This is a genomic window from Inhella proteolytica (genome assembly GCF_016093275.1).
Taxonomy (GTDB): Bacteria; Pseudomonadota; Gammaproteobacteria; order Burkholderiales; family Burkholderiaceae_C; genus Inhella; species Inhella proteolytica.
The window spans coordinates 389,822-412,506 of record NZ_JAEDAK010000001.1 but is presented as its reverse complement, the minus strand read 5'-3'; the positions used below and the strand labels follow the sequence as shown (position 1 = coordinate 412,506).

The 22,685-nt window shown below is 70.4% G+C and carries 16 protein-coding genes; 4 read left to right on the top strand and 12 right to left on the bottom strand.

The genetic code is table 11. The annotated features are described in order from the left end of the window. Window position 1: 1 nt before the first annotated feature. The 9 genes from I7X39_RS01855 to I7X39_RS01815 all read right to left on the bottom strand — a co-directional run bounded on the left by I7X39_RS01855 (window position 2) and on the right by I7X39_RS01815 (window position 16,144). Window positions 2-859 carry a GNAT family N-acetyltransferase gene (locus I7X39_RS01855; protein WP_198109243.1) on the bottom strand — a complete coding sequence of 286 codons (858 nt, stop codon included), beginning with the start codon at window positions 857-859 and terminating at the stop codon, window positions 2-4. Continuing rightward, window positions 856-1,770 (bottom strand): alpha/beta hydrolase, encoded by a 915-nt coding sequence (locus tag I7X39_RS01850; protein ID WP_198109407.1) that lies wholly within the window; start codon window positions 1,768-1,770, stop codon window positions 856-858. Before I7X39_RS01850 ends, I7X39_RS01855 begins: the two co-directional genes overlap by 4 nt. 74 nt (window positions 1,771-1,844) lie before the next feature. Beyond that, window positions 1,845-2,744: a TIGR02285 family protein gene (locus tag I7X39_RS01845; protein WP_198109242.1), complete on the bottom strand. Its 900-nt coding sequence runs from the start codon at window positions 2,742-2,744 to the stop codon at window positions 1,845-1,847. A 44-nt stretch (window positions 2,745-2,788) separates the two neighbouring features. After that, entirely contained in the window at window positions 2,789-5,035 is a 2,247-nt protein-coding gene (gene pbpC, locus I7X39_RS01840) for a penicillin-binding protein 1C (RefSeq protein ID WP_198109241.1), read from the bottom strand. A 7-nt stretch (window positions 5,036-5,042) separates the two neighbouring features. Further along, window positions 5,043-6,764, bottom strand: coding sequence for an MFS transporter (locus I7X39_RS01835; protein WP_198109240.1), 1,722 nt, complete (start codon window positions 6,762-6,764; stop codon window positions 5,043-5,045). 138 nt (window positions 6,765-6,902) lie between these two features. Beyond that, window positions 6,903-12,032 carry an alpha-2-macroglobulin family protein gene (locus tag I7X39_RS01830; RefSeq protein ID WP_198109239.1) on the bottom strand — a complete coding sequence of 1,710 codons (5,130 nt, stop codon included), beginning with the start codon at window positions 12,030-12,032 and terminating at the stop codon, window positions 6,903-6,905. A 160-nt stretch (window positions 12,033-12,192) separates the two neighbouring features. Further along, entirely contained in the window at window positions 12,193-13,491 is a 1,299-nt protein-coding gene (gene aceA / locus I7X39_RS01825; RefSeq protein WP_375140726.1) for an isocitrate lyase, read from the bottom strand. Between the two features lie 236 nt (window positions 13,492-13,727). After that, window positions 13,728-15,545, bottom strand: coding sequence for a diguanylate cyclase domain-containing protein (locus I7X39_RS23560; protein ID WP_198109238.1), 1,818 nt, complete (start codon window positions 15,543-15,545; stop codon window positions 13,728-13,730). After that, window positions 15,542-16,144: a MarC family protein gene (locus tag I7X39_RS01815; protein ID WP_198109237.1), complete on the bottom strand. Its 603-nt coding sequence runs from the start codon at window positions 16,142-16,144 to the stop codon at window positions 15,542-15,544. Before I7X39_RS01815 ends, I7X39_RS23560 begins: the two co-directional genes overlap by 4 nt. Before the next feature lie 113 nt (window positions 16,145-16,257). On the opposite strand from I7X39_RS01815, the gene I7X39_RS01810 reads away from it, so the two are divergent. Both I7X39_RS01810 and I7X39_RS01805 read left to right on the top strand, forming a co-directional pair. Further along, window positions 16,258-16,728, top strand: a complete 471-nt coding sequence (locus I7X39_RS01810; RefSeq protein ID WP_198109236.1) for an Lrp/AsnC family transcriptional regulator — start codon at window positions 16,258-16,260, stop codon at window positions 16,726-16,728. Window positions 16,729-16,730: 2 nt separating this feature from the next. After that, the gene (locus tag I7X39_RS01805) at window positions 16,731-17,813 is read left to right on the top strand and encodes an ABC transporter substrate-binding protein (protein WP_198109235.1); all 1,083 of its coding nucleotides are present in this window, start codon (window positions 16,731-16,733) and stop codon (window positions 17,811-17,813) included. Window positions 17,814-17,822: 9 nt separating this feature from the next. Here I7X39_RS01805 and xerD read toward each other — a convergent pair whose 3' ends face one another. Genes xerD through queG form a run of 3 tightly spaced genes read right to left on the bottom strand, consistent with a single transcriptional unit; the run spans window position 17,823 to window position 20,825 of the window. After that, window positions 17,823-18,710: a site-specific tyrosine recombinase XerD gene (xerD, locus tag I7X39_RS01800; protein WP_198109234.1), complete on the bottom strand. Its 888-nt coding sequence runs from the start codon at window positions 18,708-18,710 to the stop codon at window positions 17,823-17,825. Next, window positions 18,707-19,675 (bottom strand): tripartite tricarboxylate transporter substrate binding protein BugE, encoded by a 969-nt coding sequence (locus tag I7X39_RS01795; RefSeq protein ID WP_198109233.1) that lies wholly within the window; start codon window positions 19,673-19,675, stop codon window positions 18,707-18,709. Before I7X39_RS01795 ends, xerD begins: the two co-directional genes overlap by 4 nt. A 28-nt stretch (window positions 19,676-19,703) precedes the next feature. Further along, entirely contained in the window at window positions 19,704-20,825 is a 1,122-nt protein-coding gene (gene queG / locus I7X39_RS01790) for a tRNA epoxyqueuosine(34) reductase QueG (protein WP_232351636.1), read from the bottom strand. Between queG and tsaE the strand changes: the two genes are divergently transcribed. Together tsaE and I7X39_RS01780 are read left to right on the top strand one after the other, a co-directional pair. Continuing rightward, window positions 20,824-21,315 (top strand): tRNA (adenosine(37)-N6)-threonylcarbamoyltransferase complex ATPase subunit type 1 TsaE, encoded by a 492-nt coding sequence (gene tsaE, locus I7X39_RS01785; protein ID WP_232351635.1) that lies wholly within the window; start codon window positions 20,824-20,826, stop codon window positions 21,313-21,315. The two genes, queG and tsaE, sit on opposite strands and share 2 nt — an antisense overlap. Next, a complete protein-coding gene (locus I7X39_RS01780) occupies window positions 21,312-22,685 on the top strand; it encodes an N-acetylmuramoyl-L-alanine amidase (protein WP_198109231.1) in 1,374 nt (457 codons plus the stop codon). The genes tsaE and I7X39_RS01780 overlap by 4 nt, the downstream gene beginning before the upstream one ends.

Here is a 22,685-nt window from a genome sequence, read left to right as displayed (position 1 = left end):
TTCAGATGGTCTTGAGCATCTCCTGGTGCTCGATGCCCGCCTCTTCAAACGGCAGCCCGCGCGGCGCAAAGCCGGCGCGGCGGTAGAAGCCCACGGCGCTGGCCTGGGCGTGCAGCAGCACCTGGCGGTAGCCCTGGCGGCGGGCGGCCTGCATCAAGGCTTCCAGCACCTGGGCGCCCACGCCGGTGCCGCGCGCGGCGGCCAGCACCGCCATGCGGCCGATCTTGGCCGTGCCCGGCACATGCTCCAGCAGGCGGCCGGTGCCCAGGGCCTGGCCCAGGCGGTTGTAGGCCACCGCGTGCGTGCAGGCGGGGTCGGCCTGGTCCCATTCCAGATCGGCCGGGATGCCCTGCTCGCGCACGAACACCGCCTGGCGGATCGGCTGGGCGTCCGCCCCCAGCTCGGCCCAGCTGCCGACCTGCACGGCCAGCATGGGCTCGCCCGCCTCGAAGGCCCGCAGCGCGGCGCGCAGGCCTTCGGGCACGGGCACGGGTTGCAGCGCCGTAGGCCCCTCGCGCCCCACCATCACATAGCGCAGCCGGGCCTTGAGCAGGCACTGGGCGCCGCGCAGCAGCTCGGCCTCGAAGCGCAGGCTGGTGCGGCCGGCCTCGACAAAGCGCAGCCGCCCCTGCAGCACCTCGTCGAAGCGGGCGGGCGCCAGGAAGTCGAGCTCGGTGCTGCGCAGCACCAGGTCGGCGCCCAGGCGCTCGAAGGCGCTGGGGTACGGCAGGCCCAGCATGCGCCAGTAGCCGCTGCTGGCGGTGTCCAGGTAGTTCAGGTAGTGGCCGTTGAAGACGATGCCCTGGGCATCGACCTCGCTCCAGCGCACGCGCAGGGTTTCGGAATGGCGGAAGCTCATCGGCGGTCTCCAAAGGCCTCGCGCAGGGCCCGGGCGGCCACGTCCTGGGCGCTCAGGGCCTCCGGGATCATGCGGCCCATCTTGATGAAATCGTGCGTGACGCCGCGGTACAGCTCCAGCTCCACCGCCACGCCGGCGGCACGCAGGGTGTCGGCGTAGGCCAGGCCTTCGTCCACCAGCGGGTCGGCCTCGGCCAGGATCACGCAGGCCGGCGCCAGGCCTTCGTGGTCCTCGGCATGCAGCGGGGCGAAGCGCCAGTCGTCCTTGTCGGCGTCCTCGATGTAGTGGGCGAAGAACCAGGCGATCGCTTCGGCGTCGAGCAGATAGCCCTTGGCAAAGCGCGCGTGGCTCTCGGTGTCGGCGCGGGCGCAGGTGCCGGGGGTGATCAGCAGCTGCAGGGCCAGGGGCAGGCCGGCGTCGCGCGCCATCAGCGCGCACACCGCCGCCAGCGTGCCGCCGGCGCTGTCGCCCCCCACTGCGATGCGGCTGCCGTCCAGCCCCAGCGTCTCGGCCAGGGCCGGCAGCCCGCGCAGCGCGGCGAAGCTGTCATCCACGGCGGCGGGGAAGCGGTGCTCGGGGGCCAGGCGGTAATCCAGCGCCAGCACGGCGCAGCCGGCACGCAGCGCGAACTGGCGGCACAGGCTGTCATGGGTTTCCAGGTCGCCGATGGTGAAGCCGCCGCCATGCAGGTACAGCAGCACCGGCAGGCGCGCCGCACTGGGCGCATAGAGCCGGGCCTTCAGCGCGCCCGCGGGGCCGGGCAGCTGCAGCTCCTCCACACGCGCCAGCGGCGCGCGCGGCAGGTCGAGGATCTCCGCCCCCATCCGGTACGCGATCCGCGCCTGTTGCGGGCTCATCGAGTGGTAGGCCGGTCGGTTGGCGCGGTGGATGCGGGCCAGCAGTTCGGCCATGCGCGGCGTCAGCATGGCGAGGTGGGATTCAGGTGCAAGAGCGGGGCCGCATTGTGCGGCCGCCCACTCGGCGCTCACTCGATCTGCGGGCCGCCCTGGGCGCGGGCGTCGTAGAAGGCTTCGAAGAGCGGCTGTTGCTCACTGCGCAGGGGTTCCGGCAGCCAACGGATGTAGGCCTCACGGTAGCTGCGCGAGGCGGCGGCCTGGCGGATCGCCTGGTCGATCGCCGTGATGGCCGCGAGCCCCCAGGGCGTGCGCGGGCAGGCCACATAGCCCAGGCTCCAATCACCCGCTTCCTGCAAGGGCAGCGCAGCCAGAGGCTCGCGCAGACGCCCCTGACGGCGCAGGTACTCGATGGTGTGGGCGAAGTCCAGCGTGTAGTCCACGCGCCCCGCCGCCACCAGCTCGGCCATCTGACCGATGCGTGAGGTGGAGTCGCGCGGCAGCGTCCGCGAGCCGGCCAGAAGCGGATCCAGTTGGGGACCATAGCTGCGGTCGACCTCCAGCCGACCGTGCAAATCGGGCCGCTCCAGCAGGGCCCTCAGCGAGGCACGACCGTCCGCGCCTACATACCGCTCGGCGCCTTTGGCCCGCACCACCAGCACCGGCGGCGCCACCCGCAGATGGGGCGTGAAATAAGCCAGCGCGCTGCGCTCGGACGTCTTCAGCGCGGCTGCGCTGCACAGCGCCCGACCTTCGGCCATGGCCCGCCACAGGCGGCGCGAATTGAGCGACTCGAAGCGGTGTTGGTAAGCGGGCAAGCGCGCGATCAGCTCTGCCATCACTCGATCGACTTGCCCCTCGCCCAAGTCGGCCGGCTGACTGGGCGGCTGGCCTTTGGCAAAGATGAAGAGCGGCGGCCAATCGGTCACGAACCAGCTCAACTCCGGCTGCGCATGCGCCACCACTGGCAGCCAGACGGCCCACACCAGCCGCAGCGCGCGCTTGAAAGTGGACGAGGGTCGGAAGCCCATGGTTGGCCTGGCAATCTGAAGAAGCAATGATGCCCGAAGCCCGCTCACCGCACCTCGATGCGCCGGTGCTCGAAGCGCCCCGCCTCGTCCACCACGCTGAGCCGGTGCCGCCCCGGCGTCAGCTCCAGCTGCACCGCGCTGCCCACCGGGCCGCGCGCCACAAGCCGGTCGTCCAGCAGCCAGTGCAGCGCCCCGCCCTGCCCCAGGGTGCGCAGGGCCAGATTCACCGTCGCCTGGCCGGGGGTGGGCCGCAGGCGGGCACCGTCGTCCAGGCCTTCGAGCTGCCAGGCGCGCGCCTGGGCGCGAGCGCAGGGGGGCGCGGGCGGGGGCTGCTGCTCGGCGCTGAGCCAGGGCGCCAGCGCCAGCGGCCAGCGCAGCCATACGCCGCACGGCAGTTCCTGGCGCAGCGGGCTGGGGTCCAGGCGGTCGGGCAAGGTGGGTGGGGCGCTGTGCTGCAGCAGGAAGGCGCTGCGGCGCTCCAGGCAATCGGCCGGCGCCGTGGCTCTGGCCAGGCCGCCCAGCGGCCAGCAGATGGCGGCTTGGCTGACCGTGGCGGGCGGCGCGGGGCGCGGGCCCTGATCCTCGGGCAGCACGGCCAGCAGCTCGTGCAGCAACGGTGCGGCAGTGTTGGCGCCGAAATGGCCGGGGTTGGGCGTGCCGTCGGGCCGGCCCACCCACACGCCCACGGTGAAGCGCTGCGTCACGCCCACGGCCCAGGCGTCGCGAAATCCGAAGCTGGTGCCCGTCTTCCAGGCCAGGCGGCGCGGCTGTTCCTGGAAGGGGCGGCCCGGCTGGCCGCCGGTTTCCAGGATCTCGCGCACGATGAAGGCCGCGCCCTCGCTCATCAGCCGGGTTTCACGCCGCGGGGCTTGCGGGTGCAGGCGTGGCTGGCCGGCCAGACCGCCGCGCGCCAGCGCCCGGTAGGCGCCCACCAATTCCTCCAGCGTGGTCCCGGCACCGCCCAGGATCAGGCTGAGGTTGGCCTGGGCCTGGCGGCTGGGCAGGCGCAGGCGCAGGCCGGCGCTGCGCAGGTGGCTGGCAAAGCGCTCGGGGCCCAGGCGTTCGAGCAGGTCCACGGCCGGCACGTTGAGCGAACGGCGCAGCGCCTCGGCGGCGCTCACCGGGCCGGCGAAATCGGCCTGGAAATTGCCCGGCGCATAGCCGCCGAAGCTCTGCGGCGCGTCCACCAGCAGGCTTTCGGAGTGGATCAGGCCGTCGTCCAGCGCCAGTGCGTACAGAAAGGGCTTGAGCGTGCTGCCGGGCGAACGCACGCCGCGCACCATGTCCACATGGGCGGCTCGGCTGGAGTCGCTGAAGTCGGCGCTGCCGGCATAGGCCAGTACCTCCAGGCTGTCGTTATCCAGCACCAGGGCAGCCATCGAGACCTTGGCGGGCAGGCCGGCCACGCGGGCGGCCAGCAGGCGTTCCACGCCGGTCTGCAGCTCGGGGTCCAGGGTGCTGAGCACGCGGCCGGCGCGGCGCTCGGCCAGCGGCGCTTGGCGGCGCAGTCGCTCGGCCGCCAGCGGGGCCAGCCAGCGTGCACGCAAGGGAGCGGCTGCCACTTGTTCCTGCTTGGCCTCGGTCACGGTCTGCGCGTCCCAGATGCTCTGCTCCTGCAAACGCGCCAGCACGCGGTCGCGGGCGGCCTGGGCGCTGGCCGCAGCGCGGTCCGGGCGCAGGCGGGTGGGTGCGCGCGGCAAGGCGGCCAGCAAGGCGGCTTCGGCGTGGCTCAGCGTGCGGCTGGGCCGGCCCAGGTAGAGGCGGCTGGCCATCTCCACGCCCTCGACGATGCCGCCCATCGGTGCATGGTTCAGATAGAGCGTCAGGATCTCGCGCTTGGACAGGCGCAGCTCCAGCTGCAGCGCGCGCAGGATCTGCAGCGCTTTGGTGCGCAGGCTGCGCGCGCCCAGCCGCGGCTCCAGGATGCGTGCCACCTGCATGGTGAGCGTGGAGCCCCCCGAGACGATGCGCCCGGCGCGCGCCCACTGCCAGCCTGCCCGCGCCAGCGCCCAGGGGTTGACGCCCGGGTGCCAGTGGAAGGACTGATCCTCGTAGCCCAGCAGAGCCTGCAGATAGAGCGGCGAAACCTCTTCCAGCTGCACCGGCTGGCGCCAGGCGCCATCGCGGCTGGGCCAGGCCCGCAGCGGGCTGGCGTCGCGCGCCAGCACCACCAGACCCTGGCTGGCCCCGCCCTGCTCCTTGGGCAGCGGGGGCGGGAACAGCAGGTCCAGCGCCAGCAGCAGGGCCAGCAGGGTGGCCAGCGCCAGCTCCCACCGGCGCGTGCGCGTCATGCCGGCTTCATGCCTGGGTCAGCTCGTCCCAGCGGTGGCGTGCCAGGCGCAGCAGCAGCAGGGCGGCCACCAGGGTCACGCCCAGAGTCAGGTAGCCCAGCAGGCTCTGCATGGTCTCGGTGCCCAGGCCGGTCCAGCGGCCCAGCGGGGCCGGGAAGTTGCGCGCGTAGATCAGCAGCAGGCCCAGCGCCACCCAGGGCGCGACGCGCAGCGCGGCCTCACGCGCCAGCAGCGCGCAGGCGGCCAGCAGCACCAGGGCCGCCGCCACGAAGCCCACGGTGAAGAAGGTGTTGACGATGCCCTTGGCAGCGCCCAGGTGGTTGCCGGCGAAGTGGAAGGCCCACCAGGCCAGGCAGATGGCGGTGAGGCCCCAGCAGACCCAGCGTGCGCGGCGCGCGGCCGAATCGGGCTCTTCTTCGCCGGCTTTCGGCGGGCGGATCCACAGCAGCACCACCAGGTTCAACAGGCCCACGGCGGCGTCGATATAGAGCGTCTTGGGGTAGCCCACGGCCTCGGCCGCGGCGCCCTGCCAGGTGGCGCTGTAGGCGATGGCCAGGTTCGCCAGCGCCATGTAGGCGGTGAACTGGGTGGCCGCCACCTTGGGGTTGGTGACGTCCATCATGATGGCCGAGCGGGTGCCGTACATCAGGCCCAGGAAGAAGTTGTAGACCAGCGTGGTGGCCCAGAGCGCGCTCACCAGCACCGCATCCACCGGCGCGCTGCCGGGCGCGCGCGGCATCACGTACCCCTGGCGCTCCAGCACATAGGCCATGTAGACGGCCGGCAGGCTCATCAGGCCCAGATAGACGAACAGGGTGCTGCGCCGGCCCAGCTTGTCGGACAGCCAACCGCCCGCCACCATGGCCACGGCGGAGATCAGATTGCTCCAGAACTCCAGCTGCGCCGTCTGGTTCTCGTCCAGGCCGAACTCCGCCGAGAGGCTGGAGCGCAGCGAAAGCCCCAGCGCCATGGCGCCGGCCGGCAAGAGCGAGAACCACACGCCCGCGAACGCGCCGCGCGTGCCCAGGAAGGACTTGAAGGCCTCCACCGAGAAGGCCTTCATCTCGCCGGCGGCCCGGGCCCAGCCGCGCGCCTGCTCACCGATCTGGCCCGCCGCCTGACCGGCGGCCTGCGCGACCGCTTCCTTCATCGGCCACACCACCAGGCCGGTGACGCTGAGGATGGCCAGCGCCACGAAGAAGTAGGTGGCCTGAAAACCGGTGTAGGGCACCAGGAAGAGCACGCCGCTGCCGCCGATGGCCTGGCCCACTGCCGCGCCCGCGAACATCAGGCCATTGGCCAGGCCGCGCTCGTCTTCCTGCAGGGTGTTGCAGGCCAACGCATCAATGGCGACGTCCTGCATGGCCGAAAAGGTGTTGTGCACCAGCAGGATGGCGGTGAACAGCCAGAGCTGATCGGGCAGCTTGACGCCCACCAGCACCGCCAGCGTGGCCGCCATCACCAGCTGGGTGCCCAGGATCCAGGCGCGCCGGTGGCCCCAGCGCTGCGAGCGGAACACGTCCACCAGCGGGCCGAACGCCCACTTGAAGGCCCAAGGCAGATAGAAGGAACCCACAAAGGCGCCGATCTCCGCCGGGCCCACCCCGAGCTTGCGCAGGTAATAGGCCACTGCCGTGGCTGCAAAGCCGAGCGGAATGCCCTCGGTGACATAGAGCGCAAAAAAGGCCGCGAGGCGGCCTTTGCGGGTGGCGAGCAGGTTGGGGAGCATTGGGCAGGTGCGGCAAGGGCCGCTCAAGTGCAGTCGCGCGGGGCGCGAAAGGCGCGATTTTCGGGCTGCGCCCGGGGCAGGCTGGGGCGGGCTTGCCCGGGGCTCCTTGCCCCGGCCCGGCCTTGCCCGCCCAGGGCATCAGCGCCGCAGGTCTTCGATCACCACCGTGCCGCCGCTGCGGCCCACGCCGCGCAGTTCGGGGCGGTACATGTCTTCGGCAAAGGGTGCCGGCACGGTGAAGCGGCCGGGGCTCACCACGCGCAGCAGGTAGTACACCGTCACCCAGTCCGGCCCCAGTTCGGCGGCGGCCACGTAGCGGTCGTCGCGGAATTCGCGGTGCTTGATGCGCTGATCCTGTGCGGCTTCCATCAACTGCTGGCCGTTGGCCACCATCGATTCGACGCCGCCCTGACTGAGGTTGAGGTTCTCGATCTCCAGCCCGGCGGGCACGTGGTCGACGATGAGCGCGTCCTTGATGGCCGTCTTGCTGCGCGCCTGCACGCGCACCAGCAGCATCTCGCCCACCTTCAGCGTGCGGCCGTTGTAGGCGCGGCCATCGGCCTCCAGCCACTCGCGCTTGAGCTCGATGACGTCGTCGCGGAAGGCCGGGGCCTGCTGCGGGAAACCGCTGCCTTCCAGCTCCACGAACAGCGGGTTGGTGCCGCTGTTGCTCAGGCTCACGCCCGCGGCGATCTGCGCGGGCTCGTAGCTGCGCATCTCGGTGCTGCGGCTCTCCAGTGCCTGGCTGGTTTCCCCGGCCTTGAGTAGCGCCGTCCAGGGGCCGTCGCGCTTCATGCCGCCGGCGGCGCGGGCGGCTTGCACCAAGGCGATCTTTTCCTGCGTGCTGCTCCAGCGGCGGCTGCCGAGCTGCTCGGCGGCGTCGAACAGCAGCTGCTCGCGCTGGACGTGATCCAGGCCGTGGCGGTGCAGCAGCGCATAAGCCATGGCGTAATCGCGCACCGAGCTGCCGTAGTCACCCAGCCATTCGCTGTACCAGTAGCCGGGCAGGTTGCGCGGCAGGATGCCGTAGGGGCGCTTCATGGCGTCGTCCAGCGCCTCCTTGGCGCGGCGCTCGTCGCCCATCAGCTTCAGGGCGATGGACAGATGCAGCAGCGGCAGCGGCGAGCGGGCGCGGTCGCGCACGCTGTCGTGCAGGTAGCGCAGGGTGGACAGAGGCGCCTTCTGCTCGCGCGCCAGCTGGTAGCCGATGTGCGCCAGCTCGGCAAAGCGGCGGTGGCTGTCGCGCACCAAGTCGTAGTCGCGCCAGTTGAAGTTGGCGGTGGCGCCCTTGGCGAGCGCGTCGAACTTCAGCTCCTTGGGCAGGCCGGGGAAGCGGTTCGGCGCCTGCGCCAGCTCACTCTGCATCCAGGCGATGGCGCGGGTTTGCAAGGCCTCGGGCACCTTGAAGCCAGCCGCCTTGGCGTCCTGCAGGAAACCCAGCACGTAGGCGCTGATGTAGCCCTCGTAGTACGAACCATTGCCCCAGAGCGTGAAGCCGCCATTGCTGGCCTGCATGCCGGCGATGCGGCCCAGCGCCCCTTCCACGAAGGCCTGGCGCTCGGCCAGCGTGCGCGGCTGCAGACCCCAGGCCTTGGCCGCGGCTTCGTCCACGAACAGATGCGGGTAGGCGGCGCTGGTGGTTTGCTCCAGGCAGCCGTAGGGGTAGTCCAGCAGGCCCTGCACCAGCTTGCCGATGTGCAGCGGCGGGTTGTCGCTGACGCTCATCGAGACCTGGCTGCTGGCGGGGTGGAAGCGTTGGATCAGGCTGGTATCCAGGCGCGTGCTCTCGCCCTGGGCCAGACGCAGGCGCCGGCCCTCGCGCTCCATGCTGTAGGGCGGCTGCACCTGCAGATAACTCTCGCGCTTGAGCTTGAGGCCGCTGGCGGTGCTGAGGTTCAGGGTGATCTTGGCCAGGCCATAGGGGCCGTTGGCCTCCACCGGGAAGCGCAGGATCTGGCGCTGCTTGTCCTTCAGCTGCAGCGGCGCGCTGCTGCCGGCCAGCTTCAGCGGCGCGGCGCCCTCCACCGCCACGTTCACGGTCTGGGGCTGGCCGCTGAGGTTGGTCACATCGAGCGCAATCTGGGCCTGGTCGCCCGGGGCGATGAAGCGCGGCGTGCTGAGCTCGGCCACGATGGGTGCAGCGCTCACCAGCTCGGCCTGCGCCTTGCCGTAGCGCTCGCCGCTGGCGGCCACGGCCATCAGGCGCAAGGTGCCGTTGAAGTCGGGGATGTCCAGCATCACCGTGGCCTCGCCCTTGGCGTCCAGGCTCACCGGGCCGCTGAACAGGTCCACCAGCTTGACCTTCTTGGGCATGGACTGGGTGTCGCGCACGGCGGCATCACCGCCCCATTTCAGGCTCGCCAGCTGGCCGTCCATCTTCTCGATCAGCTTGCCGTACAGGTCCAGCCACTCGGGCGCGAAGCGGTGCTTGCCGAAGAAGAAGTCAAAGGCGTCGGGCGTGGCGTAGCGGGTGATGTTGAGGATGCCCACGTCCACGGCGGAAACGGTGACCCAGGCGTCTTTCGAGCCCCCCTCGACCTTGATCTTGACCGCCACCTTGCGCTCGGGTTCGGTCTTGGCGGGCGCCTGCACGGCCACTTTGAACTTGCGCTCCTCGCGCGCCAGCGGCAGGTGCAGCAGGCCCACGGCGCGCGCCGGCGTCACGCGGTCGCCCTGGCTGCCGGGGCGGAAAGCGGTGACGGTGGCGTAGAGGTCGTGGCGCGCCCACTCGGGCTTGGTGTCGATGGGGATCTGCACCTCCGAGCCGCTGGCCGAGACGCTGATGCGCTTGGTCCACAGCAGCGCGTCGCCGCTTTGCACCGTCACCAGGGCCTCGCCATCGTGCGGGGGCTTGATCTTCAGCGTGGCGCTCTGGCCCGCCTGCAGCGGCGCCTTGACCCATTGCAGCTGCACGCGGTCCGGGCGGTTTCCCAGGCGTTCGGCTTCCTGGGCGCCCCAGCCGGCGTAGAAGCGGTAGCGCGCCGTCAGGCCCGTAGCCGGGTCCTGCAGCTCCAAGCGGTAACGGCCGTACTTCACCGGCAGCAGCAGCGGGGTGCGGGTGGCGGCCAGGTCCAGGCTCTGGCTTTGCACCAGCTCATCGGTCTCGATGAAGCCACTCTGCCAGCCGCGGTTCTCGTCAAAGCGCCAGTGGTACTGGCGGTCCTCGCGCAGCAGCTTGAGCTTCACGCCCTTGAGCGGCTGCGGCTTGCCCTGGGGGTCGACGCGGATCAGTTCGAAGCCGGCCTTGCTGTCCTCACCGGCCACCTCGCTGTCGAACAGCGGGCGGATGCCGATCAGCTGCGCGGCGGGCCAGACCTGGCGCTCGATGGAGCGCACCACCGGGCGGCCGCCGCTCTCCAGCAGGCTGAAGCTGCCCAGCACCTTCATCGGGCTCTTGGCCTCTGCCGGCACCGGCAGGGTGATCTGGGCCTTGCCTTCGTCGTCGAGCGCCTCGTCGCTGACCTGCTGGCGGCTCTTGCGGCCGTCGTCGGCAAAGTCACCGAAGTAAAAGCCCGGCCAGGCCTTGGGCAGGGCCTCGCGCTGGCGCTCGGAAGCGGCCTGCACGATCAGGCGGTTGCCGGCCGCCGGGGCGCCGTAGAGGTAGTCGCCCTGCACGGCGACCACGAAATCCTCGCCCGGGGCCAGCACCTCGGCCTCGTTCTTGAGCTCCAGCTTCATGCGCTCGGGTAGGAACTCTTCCACCTGGAAGCTCCAGCTGTGCATGGGCTCGGCGGCGGCCGGGTCCAGGCGCAGTTCCATCGTCCAGCGGCCGGTCTGGGCGTCGGCGCTGAGCTGCACCGCGTGCTGCAAGTAGCCGGGGCGCTTGGGGTCGGGCTGCCAGCTTTCCTGGCTCACCGTGCGGCCGTCCGGGCGCTTGAGCGTGGCGGCGAGGGGCTGCGGCGGCAGCAGCTTGCCGTCGGGGTCGCGCGCCAGCACCGAGAGCGTGAACTGCTCGCCAGGGCGGTAGAGGTCGCGCCCGGCGTAGGCAAACAGCTTGGCGTTGCGCGAGGCATGGCCGCCGATGTCGAACTCGCTCAGGTCCAGGCCGGTCTCGCCCAGGCGTAGCGCGCTCATCTCGTTGCCGCGGCGCGCCACGGCCAGCACGGCGTCGGCCGGCACGGCGGGGAAGCGGGCATGGCCGTCGCCATCCACCGTGGCGCTGGCGCGAACGCGGGCGTGCTGGTCGAGCAGCTCCACTCGCACATCGCCCAGCGCCTTGCCGCTCTTCAGCGAGGTGGCGAAGGCGCTCATGCCTGCGCCCTGGCGCTGCAGTTGCAGGCCGATGTCGCTGACGTAGAAATGGCTGACCTGGTACTGCTTGCCGAAGCGGCCGGGCTCGCTCATCACCGCGATGTAGACGCCAGGCTGCTGCAGTTCCTTGATGTGCTCCACCGGCAGGAAGCTGACGCGGCGGGCCTCGGGCTTCGCTTCAGTCTGGTAGCGAGCCAAGTGCACCGGCTCGGTGATGGCCTTGTACTGGTCGATCTGCCAGCCGGTGGCGCTGCCCTTCAGGCTGCTCTCACCGCCGCCGTACTCGCCGTCGTAGTACTCGCCCTCGCCCTCCCCTTCGCCACGGCTCTGGCCGCCGGCCACGCGTTCCAGGAAGCGCGGCAGGGCCTGCGGCAGCACGCGCAGGAACTGCACGTCCACCTCGGGCACGTTGATGGTGACGATGGGCAGGCCGCCGTTCTGGCCGGCCGGCAGCACCGTGCCGCGGCTGGCGAAGTAATAGGCCGGCGGGGTCGACTCGATGGCCAGTTCGCAAGTCTTGGCCGCGGCCACGGCCTTGGCGTCGATGGACTTCAGCGTGGCGGCCACCTCGATGCGGTAGCGGCGCTGCGGCTGGATGTTCGGGAAGTAGGCGAAGCGCGGGTTCTCGCCCAGCGTCCAGCTGCCCTGCACGATGCGGCCTTCCACGGCCTGACCCTGCGCCTGCACCGGTGCCTTGGCGGCCTGCGTGCCTTGTTCGGCGCCGTCTTGCCCCTGCGTGGGGCCGAGGTCGAGCACGCGTACATGCTTGTCGATCTCGCTCTTGGCATCGAGCGGCTGGGTGAAGCTCAGCGCCAGGGCGGGCCGCTCGTCGAAGGGGCGCACCGCGCATTCATGGGCAGCAAAGGGGGCATCGGGGGGCAGCTCCATGCTGCCGCCGCCCGTTTGGATCTGAGCGGCCGTGGAGCCGCGCGTTTCGAGGGCACGCAGCCCGAACACTGCGCCGGCCAAAGCCGCCACCACCACCAGACCGCCGATCAATTGCTTCTTGCCGTCCATATGCCCTCCGCTGACTCGGGCGGCATTGTGGGCGGCAAAAAAAGAGCGGCCCCGTCTGGGGCCGCTGGTTCAGGGGGCTTAGGCCGGACTCAGGCAGCCCTGAGGGCTGCCTGAGCCTGCCGAAGGCCAAGGACTCTGGCCTCGGCTGGAGCGGCTGTGCTCAGTGATGCGTGCCGTCCATGAACTGCTCGTCTTCCGTCGAGCCCTTCAGCGCCGCGGTCGAAGCGTTCGCCTCGATCGTGGTGGTGACGGCGTCGAAGTAGCCGGTGCCCACCTCGCGCTGGTGCTTCACGGCGGTGAAGCCCTTCTCGGCGGCGGCGAACTCGGCTTCCTGCAGCTCGACGAAGGCGCTCATCTGGTTGCGGGCGTAGCCGTAAGCCAGGTTGAACATCGAGTAGTTCAGGCTGTGGAAGCCGGCCAGGGTGATGAACTGGAACTTGTAGCCCATCGCACCCAGCTCGCGCTGGAACTTGGCGATGGTGGCGTCGTCCAGGTTCTTCTTCCAGTTGAAGGACGGCGAGCAGTTGTAGGCCAGCAGCTTGCCCGGGAACTTGGCGTGGATCGCGTCGGCAAAGGCCTTGGCAAAGGCCAGGTCGGGCTTGCCGGTTTCGCACCAGATCAGGTCGGCGTAGGGGGCGTAGGCCAGGCCGCGGCTGATGGCCTGGTCCAGGCCGTTCTTGGTGCGGTAGAAGCCTTCGACGGTGCGCTCGCCGGTGCAGAAGGGCTTGTCGTTGTCGTCGATGTCGCTGGTCACCAGGTCGCCGGCTTCGGCGTCCGTACGCGCCACCAGCAGGGTGGGCGTGCCCATCACGTCGGCTGCCAGGCGCGCCGCCACCAGCTTGGCCACGGCCTCGCGGGTGGGCACCAGCACCTTGCCGCCCATATGGCCGCACTTCTTGGCGCTGGCCAGCTGGTCTTCGAAGTGCACGCCGGCGGCGCCCGCTTCGATCATGGCCTTCATCAGCTCGAAGGCGTTCAGCACGCCGCCGAAGCCAGCCTCGGCATCGGCCACGATGGGGGCGAAGTAGTCGATGTCGTCCTTGCCCTCGGCCCATTGGATCTGGTCGGCACGGGCGAAGGTGGCGTTGATCTTCTTGACGACCTTGGGCACCGAGTCCACCGAGTACAGCGACTGGTCGGGGTACATCTCGCCATTGCTGTTGGCGTCACCCGCCACCTGCCAGCCCGAGAGGTAGATGGCCTTGAGGCCGGCCTTGACCTGCTGCATGGCCTGGTTGCCCGTCAGCGCGCCCAGGGCGTTGACGAAGGGCTCGCTGTTCACCAGGCCCCAGAGCTTTTCAGCGCCGCGCTTGGCCAGGGTGTGATCCACCTGCACGGAGCCACGCAGGCGCACCACGTCGGCGGCGGTGTAGCCGCGCTTGATGCCCGCCCAGCGGGGGTTCTCGGCCCAATCCTTTTCGAGGGCGGCGGCTTGTTGTTCGCGGGTCAGCTTGCTCATGTCAAAACTCCTGAAGGGGAAGGAAACGAAAGCGGGAACGGACTCAAGACTAGGGACTTCCGCTTTCGGGAGCTTGACAATTGGGGTGCTACCCCTAGGAAAAGTTTTCCTTCAAAAACAATGACTTAGTTCGTTCATTTCGCGATGTGGATATGTAAATTTCATAGCGAGAAATGTCAGCGAGCAATTTTCAATCGCCTTGCCGCATTGCGAAATGCAAATTTCTTATCCTGAAATCAGGCGCTGAGACAGACCCAGCGGTTCCGCCCGCCGGATTTGGCCGCCGCCAGGCTGTGCTCCGCGCGTTGCAGCAGCCCGGCCGGGCTGTCCACATCGTCCGGCCAGGCGATCGCCACCCCGATGCTGATGCTCACGGTGGAGGCCGGGGCGCCCGGGGCCTGCGGCCAGCCGCGCGAGCGCACACGCAGCAGCAGTTCCTCGGCCTCCTGAGCGGCCCCCTGGGGGTCGGTGCCGGGCAGCAGCAGCACGAAACGGTCGGCGCTCAGGCGAGCGGCCAGGTCGTCGGGCCGGCGCTGCATGCCTTCGAGCAGCTCGGCCAGGCCGCGCAGCAGGGTGTCGCCGGCCACCTGGCCATGGCGCTCGTTGTAGAGCTTGAAGGCGTCCACATCCAGCACCAGCAGAGCGAGCGCTTGCGACTGGCGCTGGGCGCGGCGCCAGGCCTTGTCCAGCTCCTCCTCGAAGCGGCCGCGGTTGGCGATCTGGGTCAGGCTGTCGAGCGCCAGCTGGCGCTGCAGTTCGGCCTGGGCCAGGGCCAGTTCGTCGCTGCGCGTGCTCACCTCCCCCTTGAGCGTGGACAGCGAACGCTGCACCTGCACGCCCATGTGGTTGAACAGCGCACCCAGGCGGCGCAGTTCGAGGATGGGCCCGTCCTCGGGCACCCGCACACCGCCCTGCCCCAACGCCAGGCCGCTGGCGGCCTGGCCCAGGGTGTCGAGCTCGCGCACCAGGCGTGTGAGCAGCGCGAACAGCAGCCCGATGGCCAGCAAGGCCAGGGCCAGCACCCAGATCAGCGCCCAGCGCGCCTGCGCGCGCCAGGAACCGAGCAAGGCGTCCTCTTCCAGCAGCACGCCCTGCAGCAGCTCCAAGCCGCCGGCGCCGCGCACCTCGCGCAGATTGAGCAGGTAGGGGCGCCCCTCGACCTGCAGCTTCACCGGGCGGTTGGTGGCCTCGGTGCGATTGCCCTGCCGGCCGATCCAGTCGGCCACGGCGCGCAGCCGCGGGTCGGCTTGCTGGGCCAGCTGGCGATGGTCGAGACGGATCGGGGTGTACTGGGCGTCGGCCTCGGTGGAGCTGGCGAGCAGCTGGCCGTCCTGCTCGGCCACGAAGGCCAGGCCCGAGCGCCCCGCGAAACGGGCGGCCAGGAAGCGCGACAGCTGCACCAAGCCGAGATCGGCCCCCGCCACGCCCAGCGGCCCCTTGCCCTGCGCATTGCGCAAAGGGGCCGAAAGGCCCAGCCCCAGCGAGGCGTAGCTGCGGTAGGCCACCACCGGGTACCAGCCCAGCTCGCCGCTCTGGGCGGCCCGCTGGTACCAGACCAGGCTGCGGCTGTCATAGGGGTCGCCGCGGTCTTCGAGCTCGGTGCGGCCGCTACCCTCGTCGAGCACGCGGTAGCGCGTCAGCGGGCCGCCGCGCTCGGCGGTGATGAGGCGCAGGCCGCCATCCACCGGGTGGCGCGAGGCGCTGATCAGGCCGCCGTCCGGCAGCCCGACGCTGATGAAGGTCAGGTGCGGCTGGTGGCGGATCTGGTTCAGCAGGCGTTGCTGCAACTGGGAGGGCGGCTCCAGCGGCAACAGGCCGAGGCGGAAGGCGCCGGCGTTTTCCTGCACCACATCGTGCGCCGAACGCAGCAGGCCCTGCAGATGCTGTTCGACGCCGCTGGCGATCTCCTCAACCAGGCGCTGCTCGACCGACTCGCTGCTCACGCGCGCCGCGCGCCAGCTCAGTGCGCCCACGCCCAGCGCCATGCCCAGCATCACCAGGATGGCCGGCACCAGCAGCAGCCAGCGCAAGGGGTAGGCACGGCGGGTGCTCACAAGCCCCCCACGAAGTACCGCTTCAGCCCCGCCAGGATCATTTCTACCGCGATGGCCGTCAGCACCAGGCCCATCAGCTTTTCCAGCGCGGTGACGACCGAGTCACCGAGCAGCTTGCGAATGCGTTCGGCCAGCAGCAGGGTGATGCCGCAGACGGCCATGGCCACGGCCAGCGCGCCGACCCACTGGCCGATCTTCTCGGGCTGGCGCGAGGCCAGCAGCAGCACGGTGGCCATGGCCGAGGGCCCGGCCAGCAGGGGCACGGCGAGCGGAAAGATCAAGGGCTCCCGGCCGGGCGCCACACCGTAGACCGATTCACCGTGACTGGAAAAGATCATGCGGATGGCCACCATCAACAGGATCACGCCTCCGGCCACTTCAAGTGAGCGCTCGCTCAGGTGCATGACGCGCAGGAAGCCTTCGCCGGTGTACATGAAGGCCAGCAGCACCAGGAAGGCGATGCCGACCTCGCGCACCGCCACGCGCGCCCTGCGTTCGCGCGGCACCTCGCGCATGATGGGAATGCAGATGGGCAGGCTGCCGAGCGGATCCAGCACAAGCAGCAGCAGGATCAGGGCCGAGACAAAGTTGTGGTCCATGGGGATGCGGCGCGGTTCCGGACCCGGTCATTCTGCGTGCGAAAAGTCCGCCGCCAGCGCGCAACGGGAAGGCTAGGATCGCGCAACAAACTTTCACTGCATCTCGGGGACAGATGGAAAGCGCAAAGCTAGACGCGATTGATTGCAAGATTCTCGAAGTGCTGCAACGGGATGGGCGGATTTCGAACGTCGATCTGGCGGCCGAAGTGCAGCTGTCGGCGCCTCAGTGCTTCCGGCGTGTGCGTGCACTCGAGGAGCGTGGCGTGGTGCGCGGCTACCGGGCGCTGGTGCAGCCCGCGGCGCTGGATCTGGGCGTGACCGCCTTCGTCAGCGTCAACATCGCCGCCGAGGCCTTCGAGCGCGTGCGCGACATCGAAGGCCTGTTGCGGGACCAGCCCGAGGTGCTGGAGATCCACACCGTCAGCGGTGACTGCGATTACCTGCTCAAGGTGGTGGCGCGCGACCTGCGCAGCCTGTCGCAGCTGCTGACCGACCGGCTGATGCAGATCAAGGGGGTGGCCGACGTGCGCTCGATGGTCTGCCTGGAAGAGGTCAAGGCGCCTGCCGCCCTGCCGGTGCGCTGAGCATGCAACGCCGCCAGCTGCTCACGGCCCTGGCGGCGGTCAGCGGCGTGGCCCAGGCCGCTCCGCTCTTGCGCATCGGCGCGTCGGCGGCCCTCACCGGTCCGGCAGCGGCCCTGGGGCGGCAGTACCACCTGGGCAGTCAGGCCGCGCTGCAGGCAGCCAACGAACAGGGTGGCATCCAGGGCCAGCCGCTGGTGCTGGACCTGCTGGACGACGGCTACGAGCCCGATCGCGCCGTGGCCAACACCGAAGCCCTGGTGGGCGATGAACGCGTGCTGGCTCTGCTTGGCTATGTGGGCACACCCACCAGCATGGCGGCGCTGCCTCTGGTCAAGCGCCACCAGCTGGCCTTCGTCGGCCCCTACACGGGGGCGGATGCGCTGTGGGAGCGGGCCAATCCGCAGGTTTTCATGGTGCGCGCCAGCTACCGCGACGAAGGCCGCGCGCTCGCCCACGCCATCCGTTCCGACGGCGCCCGGCGCGTCAACGTCTTCTACCAGGCCGATCTGTACGGCCGCGCCGGGCTTGAAGCGCTGCGCGACGCCGTCGCCGCAGCCGGCATTACGCTGGGCGCGGCCGCAACCGTGAAGCGCAACACCGTGGAGGTGGCCGACGCGGTGCACGAATTGACGGAGAACGCCGAGGCCATCTACATGGTCAGCACTTACGAGACCTGCGCGGCCTTCATCGAACAGGCGCGCAAGGCCGGCTACCGCGGGCGCTTTTACTCACTGTCCTTTGCCGGGCGCGAACCCCTGCGCAGCGCCCTGGGCGGCAGCCTGCAAGGCCTGGTGTTCGCCCAGGTGGTGCCCGACCCGGAAGACGCCCAGTTGCCCGTGGTGGCGCAGTACCAGCGCGCCCTGCGTGCCATGGGCGCAAATGCCTTCGACTCGATCAGCCTGGAAGGCTATCTGGCCACCCGCGTGCTGCTGGAGGCCTTGCGCCATGTGAAAGGGCCACCAACGCGCGCCCGGGTACTGCAGGCCCTGGCCGGGCTGGGCCGCCTGGATCTGGGCGGCTACGTGGTGCAGTACGGTGCCAGCGAGCGGCGCGGTTCGCGCCTGGTTCGCATCGTGCGGGATTAGGACTGACCGCTAGCCTCTTGGATGGTGCTGCGCCACCAGCGCCTTGAGCCGCTCACGCGCCACATGGGTGTAGATCTGCGTGGTGGAAAGATCCGCGTGGCCCAGCAGCAGCTGCACGGCGCGCAGGTCGGCGCCGTGGTTGAGCAGGTGGGTGGCGAAGGCATGGCGCAGGGTGTGCGGTGACAGCGGCACCTGCACGCCAGCCTGCGCGGCATAGCGCTTTATCAGCTTCCAGAACATCTGCCGGCTCATGGCCGCGCCCTGCACGGTGACGAACAGCGCCTCGCTGCGCCGGGCCCCCAGCAGGGGTGTGCGCGCTTCGGCCAGGTAGCGCTGGATGGCGGCGCGCGCCGGCTCACCGATGGGCACCAGGCGCTCCTTCTCGCCCTTGCCCCGCACCCGCACCAGGCCGTCGCGCAGGTTCAGGCCGACGCTGGGCAGCTCCACCAGCTCGCTCACGCGCAGGCCGCTGGCATAGAGCAGCTCCAGCATGGCGCGGTCGCGCAGGGCCAGCGGGCCGTCTTCGCCCGGCGCGGCCAGCAGCGCTTCCACCTGCGCCTCGCTCAGCACCTTGGGCACGCGCAGCGCCTGGCGGGCGGCGTTCAGGCGCAGGGTCGGGTCCTGCTGGATGCGGCCCTCCCGCAGGGCCCAGCGGTAGTAGCGCTTGAAGCTGGACAGGCGGCGGTTGGCGCTGCTCGCCTTGCTGCCGGCGTGGCGGGCCAGCGCATAGGCCTGCAAATCGCTCTCGCGGGCCTCGTCCAAGCGCTGGCCCTGCGCCGCCAGCCAGGCCGCCAGGCCGTGCAGATCGCGTGCGTAGGCCTCTCGGGTGCGCTCGCTCAGGCCTTCTTCCAGCCACAGCGCGCGCACGAAGGCCTCGATGCCTTCGGTGGCGCTCACCCTTCTAGTTTCAGCTTCTGCTGTTCGACCACCTTCTTATAGACCGCGAATTCGGCAGCGATCTGTTCGGCGAACTGCTCCGGCGTGTTCAACACCAGCAGCGAGCCGGTGTCCTCGATGCGCTTTTTCACATCCACCAGCTCGCAGGTGCGCTTGGCGGCGGCGTGCAGCTTGGCCACGAGCTCGCGCGGCAGGCCCTTGGGCGCATGCAGGCCGTAATAGGCCATGCGGTTCACCGGCTCCAGCTTCAGTTCGGCGAAGGTGGGGACATTGGGCAATTGCGCCAGCCGGGCGGGCGCCGCCACCACGATGGGCACCAGGCGGCCATCCTTGATGTGCGGCAGGGCCGAGGGCAGGTTGTCAAAAATGATGGGCACCTGGCCCGCCACCACGTCATTCAAGGCCGGGCCGGCGCCGCGGTAGGGGATGTGGACGATGAAGCTGCCGGTCAGGCTCTTGAACAGCTCGGTCTGTAAATGGCCGATGCCGCCGGTGCCCGAGCTGGCGTAGCTGTAGTGGCCGGGCTTCTTTTTGATCTCGGCCAGAAAGCCGGCGTAATCGCGAGCCGGGAAGCTCGGATGCACCGCGATCACGTTGGGCGTGGCGGCGATGTTGATGATGGGCGTGAAATCGGTGAGCGGCTGGTAGGCGATGCGCGGGTTGATGGCCGGGTTGGCCGCCGTGGTGGACACGGTGGCCATGCCGATGGTGTAGCCGTCGGGGGCGGCGCGCGCGATCTCGGTGGCGCCCACCACGCCGCCGCCGCCGGCCCGGTTGTCCACCACCAAGGTGGCGCCGAGCGCGGGTTGGATGCGTTCGGCCAGCACGCGGGCAATGATGTCGGTGGTGCCTCCGGGGGCAAAGGGCACGATCAGGCGCACCGGTTTGGCCGGGTAGGCCTGGGCCAGCAGCTGGGGCGACACGCCCAGGGCGGCGGCAAGGGTCAGCAGGTCTCGGCGTTGCATGCGGGGGCTCCGGAAGTTCGGGGCGATGCTAGGCCGCCGTGCCGGCGTGGCCACCTGGGGCTTGCGCGAGGGCCCATTCGATGTGCTCGGCCAGCTGGGCGTCGGCCGCCGGCAGCGCAGCCTGCAGGGCCGCGCGGAGGGCGGGATCGCCGCTGGCGCGCAGCGCGTTGCCCAGGGCCACGGCCAGGTTGCGGCGCCAGCGGCGGATGCCGATGCGGCGGATCGGCGAGCCCTCGGTGCGGCGCAGGAACTCGGCTTCGTCCCAGGCCCACAGCACGAGCAGGCTGGGCTGATTGAGCGCGTCCCGGCTGTCGAAATCCGGCAGGCTGCTGCGCTGGGCGAACTTGTTCCAGGGGCAGGCGAGCTGGCAGTCGTCGCAGCCATAGATCCGGTTGCCCATCGCCGGGCGCAGCTCGGGCGGAATCGGACCGTCCTGCTCGATCGTCAGGTAGGAGATGCAGCGGCGCGCGTCCAGGCGGTATGGCGCCACGATGGCGGCCGTCGGGCAGACGTCCAGGCAGGCCGTGCAGGCGCCGCAGTGGGCGCTTTCGGGTGGTGTGGGCGGCAGCGCCAGGTCGACGAGGATCTCGCCCAGAAAGAACGTGGAGCCGGCCGCGCGGCTCAGCGTCAGCGTGTGCTTGCCGCGCCAGCCCAGGCCCGAGCGGCTGGCCAGCTCCACTTCGAGCAGCGGCGCCGAATCGGTGAAGCAGCGGTGGCCGAAGGGGCCGATCTCGGCGGCGATCTGGTCGGCCAGCTTTTGCAGGCGCTGGCGCAGCACCTTGTGATAGTCCCGGCCGCGGGCATAGATCGACACCTGGGCCTGGGCGGGCCGGCGCAGGCCTTGCCACTCGATGGCGCGCCAGTCATCAGGCGTGCTGCTCGGCAGGTAATCCATGCGCGCGGTGATGACGCTGAGCGTGCCGGGCACCAGCTCGGCCGGGCGCGCACGCTTGAGCCCATGGGCGGCCATGTAGTCCATGTCGCCATGAAAACCGGCCTGCAACCAGGCCAGCAGGCCAGGCTCGGCCTCGTGCAAATCAATGGGGGCGACGCCGATTTGGGAGAATCCCAGCGCCCTGGCCCAGGCTTCGATCTTGGGCAGCAGCGCGGCGGTGTTCACAGCCGGCTGGCCGGGCCTCTCAATCTCCATGGCCGCGATTCTAGAAACGCCTTCCCTGCTGCATTGGCCCGACGAGGCCGCCACCCAGGCTGCCGCCGCGCGCCTGGCGCATTGCCCCGAACTTTTTCCGGCCCTGCTGCTGCTGGAGGGCGGCCTGGGTGCGGGCAAGACCACCCTGGTGCGGCACCTGCTGCGCGCGCTGGGTGTGCAGGGGCGCATCAAAAGCCCCAGCTACGCCGTGCTGGAGAGCTATGAACCGCCGGCGGGCGAGGTCCACCACTTCGACTTCTACCGCTTCAGCGACCCGCGCGAGTGGGAGGACGCCGGCTTTCGCGAGCTGCTGGCCGGCCCCGGCCTGAAGCTGGTGGAGTGGCCCGAACATGCAGCCGGCCTGCTGCCCCAGGCGGATTTGCGCCTGCAGATCGAGGGCGCGGACGATGGCAGCGAAGACATCCGCAGCGTGCAGGCCCAGGCCTTCACGCCCCGCGGCCGGGTGCTGCTGAAGGCCCTGGCCGGATGAGCACGCGCCGCCTCCTGCTGCTGCATGGCGCCTGCGCCTGGACCTGGCCACTGGCCGCGCGCGCGGCCACGGCCCCCGCCGCCGGCGCGGACGCCAACTTGCTGGCCGTGCGCCTGTGGCCGGCCGCGGCCTACACCCGCGTCACGCTCGAATCGGAGCGGCCGCTGGCGGCCCGGCATTTCGTCACCGAGGCGCCGGAGCGCCTGGTGATCGACATCGACGGCCTGAGCCTTTCGCTGCGGCTCAAAGAGCTAGTGGCCAAGCTGCAGGCCGACGACCCCTTCATCGCCAGCGTGCGCATCGGCCAGTACCAGCCGCGCGTGGTGCGTCTGGTGTTCGACCTGAAACAGGGCATCGCCCCGCAGGTCTTCACGCTCGCCCCGGTGGCCGCCTACCAGCACCGCCTGGTGCTGGACCTCTACCCCGCCCCGGGCGCTGCCGACCCCCTGCTGGCCCTGCTGCAGGAGCGCGAGAGCAATGCCAAGGCGGCCGCCGAGGACGTCAACGACGCGCTGGGTGAATGGATCCAGAAGCTGCCGCAGGACAAGGCCAGCAGTCCGGCGCCGGCACCGGCTCCCACTGCTTCAGCGCCGGTCGCACCGGCGCCTGCGCCAGCGGCCTCCGCCCCGCCACCGCCCAGCCCGCGCAAGCCGCGCGTGGAGCGCCTGGTCGTGGTGGCGCTCGACCCCGGCCATGGCGGCGAGGACCCCGGGGCCATCGGCCCCACCGGGCTGCGCGAGAAGGACGTGGTGCTGGCCGTGGCCAAGCAGCTGCGCGAGCGTCTGCTGCAGGAACCGAACGTGCGCGTGCTGATGACGCGCGATGCCGACTACTTCGTGCCCCTGCACGAACGCGTGCGCAAGGCGCGGCGCGTGGGCGCCGATATATTCGTCTCCATCCATGCCGACGCCTTCATCCGCCCACAGGCACGCGGGGCGTCGGTGTTCGCGCTGGCCGACAAGGCCGCCACCAGCGCCGCCGCACGCTGGCTGGCCGAGAAGGAGAACGCCGCCGACGCCGTGGGCGGCCTGAACCAGCTGGCCGTCAAGGACGAGACGGTGCTGCGCGTGATGGCCGACATGAGCACCACGGCGCAGATCAAGGACAGCCTCCAGCTGGGCTCCGAGGTGCTGGGGCAGATCGGCAAGGTGGGCCGCCTGCACAAGCCGCGGGTCGAGCAGGCCGGCTTTGCGGTGCTGAAGGCGCCCGATGTGCCCTCCATCCTGGTCGAGACCGCCTTCATCTCGAACCCCGAGGAAGAGGCCAAGCTACGCGACCCCGACTACCAGCGCGAGCTGGTGCAGGCCCTGGCCAAGGGCCTGCTGCGCTACCTGGGCAAACGCACCCCGGTGAGCCGTCGCAGCAGCTGA